The organism is Nosocomiicoccus massiliensis, assembly GCF_002871345.2.
In the GTDB taxonomy this organism is placed as follows: domain Bacteria; phylum Bacillota; class Bacilli; order Staphylococcales; family Salinicoccaceae; genus Nosocomiicoccus; species Nosocomiicoccus ampullae_A.
The window spans coordinates 189,954-201,930 of sequence record NZ_CP136964.1 but is presented as its reverse complement, the minus strand read 5'-3'; the positions used below and the strand labels follow the sequence as shown (position 1 = coordinate 201,930).

Sequence of the window (11,977 nt, the reverse complement as noted above, 5' to 3'; positions counted from 1 at the left end):
TAAACAAACCACCTCACAATCAATACAGCCCTATAAGAGTCATTGTAAACTTTACATATTTCATCCGTATTATATAATTATCATGTATAGGAGATGGTTTTTTGAATATAAAGGAACTTTTAAAGTTTGCCTTTGCGTATTGTGGTATCGTAATCGGTGCCGGATTTGCAACTGGCCAAGAAATTATGCAGTTTTTTACAAATAATGGAATGGCGAGTTTCATATCTATTATTTTTTCTGTTTTAATTATGACGTTTATTTTTAGACAAATTGCGAAAGTCGGATACTTATATGACGTAGAATCACACGAATTACCACTCAATAAATTATTCGGTAACGTGTTTGGACGTATACTTGACTATTTACTTATATTCTTTATGTTCGTCACGAGCTTTATTATGCTAGCTGGTGGCGGTAGTAACTTAAATGAAAGCTTTGGTATGCCGACATGGGTCGGTACGATTGTATTAATTGTACTCGTCTCAATTACGTTAATGTTAGATTTCGATAAAATCATTAACTTACTCGGTATTGCGACACCGATTCTTTTAATTATGGTAACAATTATGTCGATTTACGCATTTTCAACAGCAGATATGACACTTTCTGAAGGTGCAGCTTATGCGGACTCAACAGTACCACCTTGGAACAACTGGTGGATTGATGCGATTGTATATGCCGGATTAATGTTCGGAGTTGGATTTAGTTTTATTACGATTATGGGTTCTGACACGAGATTATATGAAGTAGTAAAAAGAGGTTCGTTACTCGGTGGATTCTTTGTTTTAATTTTACTTCTACTAGTAAACGGAAGTTTATTACTGAACATGGATAGTGCAGTAACTAAAGACGTACCATCATTAGTTGTCGCAAACGCAGTACATCCAATTTTTGGATCTATATACTCGATCGTCATTATCGTACTTATCTACAATACAGTCGTTGCATTAATGTATGCGGTCCTCGTTCGATTCACAAGTTTTAGAAGTAAACAATACGTCATTTTACTTGTCGTACTAATGATCGTATCATTCTTCTTAACACGTATCGGTTTCGTTACATTAATTAACATATTCTATCCATTATATGGATATTTAGGAATAATCATCGCAATCGGCTACTTTGTACTATGGGTGAGAAAGAAAGTTCAACGCTCACCATATTACGACAATACAAATAGCGAAGAATAAAATAACACTCCTAAATTGGACGACCAGTTTAGGAGTGTTTGTTTATACTGAAAAACTTACTTAACACCAAGTTCTTCTTTTAGTGCACGTTGTAATGTTTGACTAAAATTAATGCCTTTTTCTTTACCTAATTCCACTAGATAATTTGGTAATGTCACCATTTTATTCACTGTTTTGTTTTCTTCTTTTATACGTAAAAGATGAGTATCTGCAACAATTAGTTGTAGTTGTTCATTGTCATTTAATAAAGGTTTTAGTTCAGAAAAATCAGTCGCATTTGGAATATAATCCCCGTCATCCTCCATTACTAACAGGTGCCCCTCTAATGCATCTTTTGCCATATAAATAGCATCCTCAATATCCTCACCAAATGTAAGAGCACCTGGTAAATCTGGAAACCTTACGTTATAGTTTTCATCTTCTTTTTCAAGAATTGCATAATAATGATATTTCATAGTAAGTCCTCCTAATTTATTTGCAAGCAGTCTATAAAAGCCCTGCTTGCTTTAAAATTGAACGCTCTGTACCTCGAGGTAAATCTTTTTTTGGATGAGGCACAGTTACTTTTCCTGGATTTGTATCATGTTTAAAATGGTAATGACTTCCAACGATTTTAACAAGATACCAACCCTCGTGCTCAATCTTTTTAATAAGATCTTTTGATGAACTCATTAGATTTACCTCCTACAACAATTATAATATATGTTATAACATATGTAAAATATTTTGAGAATAAGAAAAGAACTACTTTAGCTCAGTAGTTCTATATCCTCTCACGTTCCACACGTCGTATAAAAGTCGTTGCCTCTCGACTCTTTTAAGTACTCTGGAACGTTGTCATTATATGGTTTTGTACTTGCCTTTAGCATTTCATGTACTTTATTGTAATCCCCATTTATTGCATCTTCTATCGCTTGCTGTACCGTATGATGTCTCGGCACAAACGATGGATTTTTTCGTTTCATTAAGTCATAATCTACGACGTGATCACGATAATTTGGTGTAAATGCTAGTGTCCCTAAAGCGAGTTGTCTAAACGTATTTGTATAATCGAGTTGTCTTTCTTCGATTTCTTTTAAAAATTCAATAATCATTTTTTGGTCGTTTTCATCGTTATAGTCGATATCTTCTATACCGATTTTTTCACCCATTAACGTAAACCATTTGCGGTTATAAAATTTAGGGAATTGATCGAGTACGGATTGCGCAATTTCAACCGCTTCTTTTTCATCGTCACTAAATAATGAAATCATCGCCTCACCGAGTTTGCTTAAGTTCCAGTGCATAATTTTCGGTTGGTTTTGATAACGATATCTACCGCCCTCGTCAATTTGGCTAAATACTGCGTCTTGATGATACGTTTCTAAAAATGCACACGGTCCAAAGTCAATTGTTGAACCGTCAATCGTTACGTTATCTGTATTCATAACTCCATGCACAAATCCAACACTTTGCCAATGTGCAACGAGTTCGGCTTGTTTTCTTACGACCATTTCAAAAAACATTTTGTATTTTTTGTTATCGTCAATATCTTTTAAATACGGATAATGTCTATTAATTGCGTAATCGACGATTTCTTTTAAATACGGTTCTCCAGCTACCTTGCCAAATTGAATCGTACCAACACGTAAATGAGAATTCGCAACTCGGATTAGTAACGCGGCTGTCTTATCGACTACTCTTTCAGCAACTTCAGTCGTTTCTAATAACGCTAAACTTCTCGTCGTCGGTATATGAATATTATATAAAAACTCTGAGTAAATGTATTCTTTAATGGCAGCGTCGATCGGCAGTAATCCGTCTCCACCACGAGAATACCTCGTCGGTCCACTTCCCTTTACAGCTATGTCAACAGGTGAATTGTCTAATAATGTTTCGCCTATTATTATTTGTCTGCCGTCTCCTAAAATAACTGGGTTACCAAACTGATGACCAAAATAACTTTGAGAAAATGGTGTCTCTTGATTATTAAATAAATCTGATGCACTTTTAAAGTCGAATTTACGACCTAACGGTACGTTAAATAGTTTCTCTTTAAAATCATAATGTAGTGGTGTATGAGTTTCATAAAATATTTCACTGTTATCTAAATATGTGTAGCTATACATATAATCTACCTCTTTGTAAAAATCGTTTCTTCGATTGTTTTATCTTCAGTGGCAATCATTAACGTTATAAATACCATTATACTTAACAGAATGAAAATATAAATATTAACGATTTCGTTTTGAATGTGATCTTGAATCATACCCATTAAGAGTGGCCCGCTCGCTGCGATAATGTAACCGACTGACTGAGAGAATCCGGATAACATCATGCTCCCGTCATATGTATTCGCCTTTAAAGAAAATAGAACCATACATGTTGAAAAAGCCGAACCAGCACTACTACCAATAAGTAACATCGCAATGAGTAATACGATGTTTTGTTGAACGAACATTAAACTAAAACCTGTAATGAAACATATAAATATAATAATGACTGGTATTCGTTTGTTTTTTACACTTTCAACAAATTGAGGGAAAATAAACGCAATCGGGACTTGAATAAATTGTGCGAACATAAAGTAGTATCCCGCAGTTTTAAATGTTAATCCTTGTGCAACTAAAATTGTCGGAACCCAAGCGACGACGCTATAAAAAATCATAGATTGTAAACCGAAGCTAAGTGCGAGACCCCACGCTATTCTCGATTTTGTTATGTCTTTCACAGTGAGTGTAGGTGTATTCTCATCGACTCCTTTAGTATGATAAGTCGGTGCTTTTAATTGTTTAATCCAAAAAACAATCGCTAATAGAGCTAAAATAAGCCAAATCGATAATGATAATTTATAGTCATATCGACTCACCTCTGATAGTGGAAAAGATAAACCACCTCCAACACCCGCCATACCGTTCATCACAGCACCGTATAAACCAGTGACAAGACCAATATGAAGCGGGAATTTTAGCTTCACATAACTCGGAATCGTCACGTTTCCAACTGCTATCCCTAATCCGATAATAATTGTTCCTAATATAAACCACTCGACACTCGATAAGTTTCGAATGACAAGACCACATAATATAAAAATTAAAGAATAAAATATGATCAGGTTAATAGAATATTTTCTTACGAGTTTCGGTATAATTGGTGACGCGATACCAAATATTAAGAGTGGTATCGTCGTGAGAAGTCCAGCGACTGTATTCGAAATTTGTAGTGATGCTTTAATTTGATCGACTACAGGACCAACAGCTGTAATTGGTGCACGTAAAATCGATGCAACGAGCATCAATGAAATAATTAGCATCCAATGCTCTTTTAAATCATATAATTTTCCACTCAATAGTATCCTCCTTAAACTAGAAAAACACAGCCAATAATTGGCTGTGTCAGATTGTAGACGAACCTTTTTTTAAATTCTAAAAAAGAGGTTCGTCTTTTTTTCTACATATATTTTAAAATAAGTTTGATATTTCAAAGAAAAAACAGTGGTTTACACTGTCAGTTGAGGCTCTTTGATGAGCCAGTTTGCCAACTTTTTCAAGTTCATGCATGCACAAATAAGCGTGGTGTCTCGGAACACTTTTTTAATACCTCTATGACGTGTCCATCTGAGTCCATGCTGCTCTTTCGCATCTCCAAAACGACGTTCGACGGTTTGGGATCTCTTCTTATATTCAGTTTTACCTTTTTCCGTATGTCGAATTTCTTCGACTGTATCAATGTAGGATTGCCATACATGTCGGGTAATCACTTTTTGTTTCCCCTGACTTTTTGTACACTGTGAAAGTAACGGACACTCTTTACATTTCATAGGATCTGACATATACAGGCGATAACCGTCCTTATCTGTGCGTCTGTAAGTGAGTTCTGAACCGCCAGGACATAAGTAAACATCATAATATTCATCATAAACATATTCACTCTTTTTGAGTAAATCCTTTGAACCTCGTGGTCGAGTATATGGCATATACGGTGTAATGTTTTTATTAAGTAAATATCTCGCGTTCGCTGGTGTTTTATACCCCGCATCTACCGCAACACTTTGAATGGAATAGCCCTTTTCGAGTAAACGATCGATGGAGACATGGAGTTGGGTACTATCATGAATGTTTCCAGGGGTCACATGTTGATCAAGTACAAATCCGTGACTATCTACACAGGCATGCATACTGTAAGCAAATTGTTTTTCACGCTCACTTTTTACATAATATCCTGCATCCGGATCTGTTTTACTAACACGACTCGTTTTTTCTTCATTGGATTCTTTTGGAGGGTAAAGCTTTTTTCCTTCTGATAACCGGATGTCATTGACTTCTTCACGTAATTCCTCAGCATAGAAAGTCGCTGTTTTTTTAATCGTTTCTTTCGTATACTTATTACGATTAGCGTTTGCTTTGATATGCGTTGAGTCTATGTATAATGCAGAAGTGTCAATCAGTCCATGAGACATCGCGATTTCTAAAATATGCTCAAAAATCTCGTCAAATAATTGACCGTCACTAAAGCGACGTGCATAATTCTTTCCAAAGGTTGAAAAATGTGGCACCTTATCATGAAATCCAAAACCAAGATACCAACGATAAGCAACGTTTGTATCAATTTCTCTAATTGTTTGTCGCATGGATTTTATACCAAATAAATGTTGAATCAACACAATTTTTACAAGAATTACTGGATCAATCCCAGGTCGACCATTATCTAAACAGTATCTATCCTTTACAGAATCATACACAAAATTTAAATCTAATACGGCATCCACTTTTCTTAGTAGATGATCTTTTGGTACGAGGTCGCTAATCGCTACAAATTCTATTTGATCACGTGAATTTAATGATTTTCCTAACATGATTTCCCTCCAAAATAATCATATTAATTATATTTTATAAAAAAAGGCTGTAGACGTCATCTCATAAGAGACTTTGTCTACAGCCTGACACAGCCAATAATTGGCTGTGTAATTATATTATAACGTAATATGAGTACCCGCTTCACCTGCTAATGCTTTAACCGCATCAGATAATGAACAAATAATCGATTCTTTTCCTTCACCTGATTTTGCAAAACCAATTGCTGCCTCTACTTTAGGAAGCATTGAACCTGAAGCGAAGTGACCTTCTTCAATATATCGTTCCATTTCTTCGACAGTGACGCGTTCTAATTTTGTTTCGTTTTCTGTACCGTAGTTAATAAGAGCGTTCGGTACATCTGTTAAAATCATTAACTTATCTGCATCACTTTGTAGTGCAAGTTTAAGTGCTGAACGGTCCTTATCGATTACAGCGTCCACTCCGTGAATGACACCGTCTTCGTCACGCCAAACCGGAATACCCCCACCGCCTGAAGAAATAACGATCGATTGTTCAGAAAGTGTTTTAATTTCTTCGACACCGTGAATAAGTTTTGGTTCTGGAGATGGCACGACGCGTCGATATCCACGTCCTGCGTCTTCTTTCATGTCGTATCCGAGTTCTTCTTCCATACGTTTTGCTTCTTCTTCAGTGAAGAATACGCCGATTGGTTTAGTCGGATTTTGAAACGCTTCGTCGTCTTTGTCAACTTCAGTCATCGTGAGTAATGATACGACGTTTTTGTCGATATTTGCTTCTTTCAGCTTGTTTTTTAGTGCTTGCTCAAGCATGAATCCAATCATACCTTGTGATTCCGCACTACTTACAAATACTGGCATCGGTTTAATGTCAGCTTTAGCCGCTTCATTTTGAGCAATAATAAGACCAACTTGAGGTCCGTTACCATGAGTAACGATAATTTCGTGTCCTGCTTTGATGAGGTCAACCATACTCGTCGCTGCGCTATACACGTTTTCGTACTGGTTCTCGTAAGTTGGCTCTTGTTTTGGTTGTAAAATTGCGTTACCACCTAATGCTAAAACTACTTTTTGACTCATTAATACCACTCCTGATTAAATATTTAATTGATGCCATATGGTCACTCACATTTGACGTAAGATTTAATTTATACAGCATTTTTATTTTATCAAAACTTTCTTTATGAATAAATAAGTAATTTTAGTGATTTCATATCTTTTTAATACGCTAATTTATACAACGCTTTTGCTAAAACTTCAATCCCTTTAACTAAATCTTCAATATCTGTGTCTTCTTCGACGTTATGAGATAATCCACCGATAGATGATACGAACAACATACCTGATGGTACAAACTGTGAAAATATTTGTGTGTCATGACCTGCGCCTGAAACCATAAACTTATAGTTCCCTGATGTTACTTCTTTTGCAGAATCTTCGATCGTTTTTATAATTTCTTCATTCATCAATGTTGGTTGTTCATCTAAATGAAGTGTAATCGTCGCTTCTAATCCATTTTTTGTAGCAACTTCTTGAATCGTATCTTCGACAATTTTACTAAAGTGATTTAATTCCTTTTCGTCTATATGACGCGTGTCTACACTAAATTCAATTTCACCTGGGACAACGTTCGTGACATTTGGAACGAGGTTTACTTTACCAAACGTAATGACAAGTGGATCTCCAATCTCTTTAGCTTTCTGATTTAGTCTTTGTACGATTTCGCTAAATGAAACAACTACATCTTTTCTATAACCCATCGGTGTTGTTCCAGCATGGTTTGCTTCACCTTTTAAGTTTATGTAATATCGTTTAAAACCAACAATACCTGTAACGACACCGATTTGTTTTTGTTCTTTTTCTAGCACTTGACCTTGCTCAATATGAATTTCTATCCACGCTTTAATGTCGTTTCGTACTGAGTCGTCTGTTCTAAAGTCAAAACCTGATTGTCTCATAGCATCGACAAAATTAACGCCTTCAGAGTCTGTGAGTCCTTTTACAATTTCGTTATCTTGAATGTTAAAGAAGTTTTTACTGCCCCAAAATGCAATTGGGAACCGGCTACCTTCTTCTTCAGCGAGTGCAAGTACTTCAATATTTTTCTTAGGTTGACCATATTTTTCTTTTAAGTAAAGAATCGCTGTAAGTCCGGCGAGAATTCCGTATTGCCCGTCGAGATGACCACCTTCAACGACAGTGTCGATATGAGATCCCGTTAAAATCGTCTCATCGCTATTTACTCCAACGAGTTTACCTGAAACGTTACCGATTGAATCTTGAACGACTTCTAATCCGTTATTATCGAACTCTTCAATGAGGGCATTAACGGCAGCCTTCCACTCATCTGTATATAATAATCGTGTAATCCCACGTGGTTCTAAACCACCAAAACGAGAAAATTTTTCATCTAACTTTATAAACGTTGAACGAATATCCATATATCATGCCCCTAATTCAATCATTTAGTTCATTAAGTTTTGAGGATTTCCTTCTAAAAACTTAATCGTATTTTCAAATGCGATTTTTGCTCTTAACTCCATCGCTTCATCTGTTAAGAATCCGACGTGTGGTGTTAATACTGTGTTTTTTGCATTTAATAATTTGTAGTCCCCTGGAATTGGAGGTTCCATATCATATACGTCGATTCCTGCTCCAGCGATTACATCGTTATTTAACGCATCTGCTAAAGCATCGTTATCAACGACTGGTCCACGCGCACAGTTAATTAAAACGGCACTTTCTTTCATCTTTTCAAATTCTTCTTTACCGAGTAAATGATGCGTATCTTTCGTTGCTGGTACGTGTAAAGTAATGATGTCTGACTGTTTTAACATGTCATCTAAGTCCATATACTCCATACCGAGTTCTAATGCTTCAGGTTTTTCACTCGAGCCGTTATACGCGATTAAGTTCGCTCCAAACGCTTTAAATAGCTTAGCAGTTTCTAAACCGATTTTACCTGTTCCGATAAAACCAACTGTTTTTCCTTTAATTTCTCTACCTTGGAAAGCACCAGGGAAGTTTTCAGCTTTTCTCGTATCACTGTCTCCTTCAGTGATTTTTCTGAATACGTCTAACGTTAAACCGACCGCGAGTTCAGCAACAGCTGTATTAGCATAACCTGCAGCGTTACTTAAAAGAACTTTTTCTTTCGTATTTGCGTCATCTAATTCCACGTGATCGACACCTGTAAATGCAACGTTAATGTATTTTAAGTTCTCATTTTGTTCGATTGCTTCTTTTGGATATGGATTGTTCGCAATCATAATAACGTCAGCGTCTTTACTACGCTCGATTAATTCATCTTTATCCGTCGTTTTCTCGTTGTAATACACAAATTCGTGACCTTTTTCTTTAATCGGTGCTGCGAGTTTTTCCACCATTTCGTCCGGTATGTTTAGAGGTTCTAATAATTTAACTAACATAGTACCATTCTCCCTTCACAATTCGATATACCCTTAAGCGTTTCTATATAATCCCTTTCTCACTCCAGTGAGTAAGAACTTTTTCTAACGCGTATTTAACGTGCTCGTATACTAAGCCACCTTGCATAAATGCGATATATGGTTCCCTCACTGGCCCATCTGCAGATAATTCTAAAGATGCACCTTGTATAAATGTTCCTGCTGCCATAATGACTGGATGTTGATAGCCTGGTATTAAATCTGGAATCGGTAAAAATTTAGAGTTTACAGGGCTCGCGCTTTGTACCATTTGTATAAATGAAATCATTTCTTCTTCAGTGTTAAACTGAATGCTTTGTATTAAGTCAGTACGTGTTTCATCAAATAATGGATCTGTACGATACCCTAATTTCGTTAACACGTGACTCGTAAGTAGCGCCCCATTTAAACTTTCAATGACAGCGTGCGGTGCCATAAATAATCCTTGATACATATCGAGTAGTACTTCTAGTGACGCTCCCATTTCTTTACCGATACCAGGGACAGTTAATCTATAACTGACACGTTCAATTAAATCTTTACGACCAACAACGTATCCACCCATTTTAGCAAGTCCACCACCTGGGTTTTTTATTAAACTTCCAGCAGCGATATCCGCACCGACTTCAATCGGTTCTCTACGTTCTACAAATTCACCATAACAGTTATCGACAAATACGATAATATTTGGATGACGTTCTTTAATCGTTTTTATAACCGCTTCAATTTGTTCGATCGTTAACGATTTTCTAGTCGAGTATCCACGTGAACGCTGAATACCGATTACTTTCGTGTTGTCTTTAATATTGTTTAAAATCGCATCGATATCGAACGCTTTATCGTCAATTAAATCGACATAATTAAAATCAATGCCGAGTGCTTTCATACTTCCGACGTCTTCCTCACTATCTCCGATCACTTTTTCTAACGTGTCGTACGGCCAACCCGTAATGTATAATAACTCGTCACCACGTTCTAATAACGATAAAAGACTGAGAGAAATCGCATGTGTTCCTGAAATAATTTGCGCGCGTACGAGCGCATCTTCCGCTTTAAAAATATCTCTATAAATATCTTCTAATTTGTCACGACCCGTGTCGTCATACCCGTAACCTGTCGTTCCAGTAAAGTCACTTTCCATAACGGAGTGATCGTTAAATGATTGCATCACTTTTTTAAAGTTATCATATGCAATTTGTTTATTCTGTTTTACAAGTGGTTCTATTTCTATTTCTGATTGCTTAATAATCTCTAATGCGTGTGTCATTGTTTCTCCTTTAAAATCTCTTGAACGATACTTATATCTTTTGTGTATCCCTCAATTTTGTATACTTCTAACTCCTCGTCAAACGCTTCTTTCGTCACGTACGTTCTTTGTTTTAAATCATATAATTCGTTGATTTTACTCGGTTCAATATTTCTATTATACGCTTCATAATGCATTTTTATTCCGTCTTCTAAACAGTTTAACAGCGTATGTTTTGGCATAAATTTATTGACGATAAAATACATTTCCTCTGTCACATAATTTAAATTCGGATTTAAGTCACTTTTATTGAATAGTACAATGACCGGAATGTGTGACATATCGAGCTCTTTTAATAGAGCGATCACCGTATTAAAATGGGCGTCGATATATTTTGAGTTGTTATCGATGACGTGAATTAAAAAGTCACTGTCACGTGCTTCTTCTAGCGTAGATTTAAAACTTTCAACGAGTGTCGTCGGTAATTTTTGAATAAACCCAACCGTATCTGTCAAAATCGCATTAAACCCGTTTTGAAATCCTAACTTTCTCGTCTTCGGATCGAGTGTTGCGAATAATTGGTTAATTTCTTTCGTGTCCGCTTCAGTAAGTGCATTAAACATCGCTGACTTCCCGGCGTTCGTATATCCTATCAAACTAAATTTAGTGACATTACTACGATTTCTTTGATCGCGGTAATTTTGTCTCGTATTTTCAATCGTCTTTAGTTCTTTTTTAATCTCTTTAATACGTCTATTAATATGTCGTCGGTCGGTTTCTAATTTCGTTTCACCAGGACCTCTCGTCCCGATTCCCCCACCAAGACGAGATAAGTTAATACCTTGTCCGCGAAGTCTCGGGAGTAAATACTCAAGCTGAGCGAGCTCGACTTGTAGCTGACCCGCTTTCGTATTTGCACGTAAACTAAATATGTCTAAAATGACTTGCGTTCGATCGAGAACTGACGTATCGAGTATACTTTCAATATTTCTATTTTGTGATGCTTTAATTTCATCGTTTACGATGACGTAATCGAGCGTGTCATACATCGCTTTAACTTCTTCTAAAAAGCCACTTCCGACATAGTAACGCGTGTCGACTTCTTGGCGATTTTGAATGTGCGTATTTAATATGTCAATGCCGATAGATTCAGCTAAAACCTTTAATTCAGATACTTCACTTTCGATGTCTTCAGTATCTTTTGTGTTTACGGCGATAATGATGCCTGAAAATTGTTGTTCCAACTTGTGTCACCTCCAGATTTAAAAATAATTATCTGTTT

11 protein-coding genes are annotated in these 11,977 nt (G+C 36.3%); 1 reads left to right on the top strand and 10 read right to left on the bottom strand.

The genetic code is table 11. The features are described 5' to 3' along the window. Window positions 1-101 precede the first annotated feature (101 nt). The gene (locus tag CJ229_RS00975) at window positions 102-1,190 is read left to right on the top strand and encodes a YkvI family membrane protein (protein WP_102167664.1); all 1,089 of its coding nucleotides are present in this window, start codon (window positions 102-104) and stop codon (window positions 1,188-1,190) included. Window positions 1,191-1,246: 56 nt separating this feature from the next. On the opposite strand, the gene CJ229_RS00970 is transcribed toward CJ229_RS00975, so the two are convergent. The 10 genes from CJ229_RS00970 to hflX form a co-directional block, all read right to left on the bottom strand. Then, a complete protein-coding gene (locus CJ229_RS00970; protein WP_070457806.1) occupies window positions 1,247-1,645 on the bottom strand; it encodes a type II toxin-antitoxin system HicB family antitoxin in 399 nt (132 codons plus the stop codon). 31 nt (window positions 1,646-1,676) lie between these two features. Beyond that, window positions 1,677-1,862 (bottom strand): type II toxin-antitoxin system HicA family toxin, encoded by a 186-nt coding sequence (locus CJ229_RS00965; RefSeq protein ID WP_102167665.1) that lies wholly within the window; start codon window positions 1,860-1,862, stop codon window positions 1,677-1,679. 101 nt (window positions 1,863-1,963) lie between these two features. Continuing rightward, entirely contained in the window at window positions 1,964-3,298 is a 1,335-nt protein-coding gene (locus CJ229_RS00960; protein ID WP_102167666.1) for a protein adenylyltransferase SelO family protein, read from the bottom strand. Window positions 3,299-3,303: 5 nt separating this feature from the next. Beyond that, window positions 3,304-4,518, bottom strand: coding sequence for a CynX/NimT family MFS transporter (locus CJ229_RS00955; RefSeq protein WP_102167667.1), 1,215 nt, complete (start codon window positions 4,516-4,518; stop codon window positions 3,304-3,306). 150 nt (window positions 4,519-4,668) lie between these two features. Then, window positions 4,669-6,024, bottom strand: coding sequence for an IS1182 family transposase (locus CJ229_RS00950; protein WP_102167897.1), 1,356 nt, complete (start codon window positions 6,022-6,024; stop codon window positions 4,669-4,671). Between the two features lie 117 nt (window positions 6,025-6,141). Further along, the gene (gene arcC, locus CJ229_RS00945; RefSeq protein ID WP_068128083.1) at window positions 6,142-7,083 is read right to left on the bottom strand and encodes a carbamate kinase; all 942 of its coding nucleotides are present in this window, start codon (window positions 7,081-7,083) and stop codon (window positions 6,142-6,144) included. Window positions 7,084-7,223: 140 nt separating this feature from the next. Continuing rightward, window positions 7,224-8,444, bottom strand: a complete 1,221-nt coding sequence (allC, locus tag CJ229_RS00940; protein ID WP_102167567.1) for an allantoate deiminase — start codon at window positions 8,442-8,444, stop codon at window positions 7,224-7,226. A 24-nt stretch (window positions 8,445-8,468) separates the two neighbouring features. Then, entirely contained in the window at window positions 8,469-9,431 is a 963-nt protein-coding gene (locus CJ229_RS00935) for a 2-hydroxyacid dehydrogenase (protein WP_070457797.1), read from the bottom strand. Window positions 9,432-9,474: 43 nt separating this feature from the next. Then, window positions 9,475-10,716: a methionine gamma-lyase family protein gene (locus CJ229_RS00930; protein ID WP_040929101.1), complete on the bottom strand. Its 1,242-nt coding sequence runs from the start codon at window positions 10,714-10,716 to the stop codon at window positions 9,475-9,477. Next, window positions 10,713-11,939 carry a GTPase HflX gene (gene hflX, locus CJ229_RS00925; RefSeq protein WP_102167566.1) on the bottom strand — a complete coding sequence of 409 codons (1,227 nt, stop codon included), beginning with the start codon at window positions 11,937-11,939 and terminating at the stop codon, window positions 10,713-10,715. Before hflX ends, CJ229_RS00930 begins: the two co-directional genes overlap by 4 nt. Window positions 11,940-11,977: the final 38 nt, after the last annotated feature.

What these genes read in the sequence shown, in the direction of transcription:
- CJ229_RS00960 (WP_102167666.1), bottom strand. Translation starts at nt 3,298, where the DNA reads ATGTATAGCTACACATATTTAGATAACAGTGAAATATTTTATGAAACT.
- CJ229_RS00935 (WP_070457797.1), bottom strand. Translation starts at nt 9,431, where the DNA reads ATGTTAGTTAAATTATTAGAACCTCTAAACATACCGGACGAAATGGTG.
- allC (WP_102167567.1), bottom strand. Translation starts at nt 8,444, where the DNA reads ATGGATATTCGTTCAACGTTTATAAAGTTAGATGAAAAATTTTCTCGT.
- arcC (WP_068128083.1), bottom strand. Translation starts at nt 7,083, where the DNA reads ATGAGTCAAAAAGTAGTTTTAGCATTAGGTGGTAACGCAATTTTACAA.
- CJ229_RS00950 (WP_102167897.1), bottom strand. Translation starts at nt 6,024, where the DNA reads ATGTTAGGAAAATCATTAAATTCACGTGATCAAATAGAATTTGTAGCG.
- CJ229_RS00930 (WP_040929101.1), bottom strand. Translation starts at nt 10,716, where the DNA reads ATGACACACGCATTAGAGATTATTAAGCAATCAGAAATAGAAATAGAA.
- CJ229_RS00965 (WP_102167665.1), bottom strand. Translation starts at nt 1,862, where the DNA reads ATGAGTTCATCAAAAGATCTTATTAAAAAGATTGAGCACGAGGGTTGG.
- CJ229_RS00970 (WP_070457806.1), bottom strand. Translation starts at nt 1,645, where the DNA reads ATGAAATATCATTATTATGCAATTCTTGAAAAAGAAGATGAAAACTAT.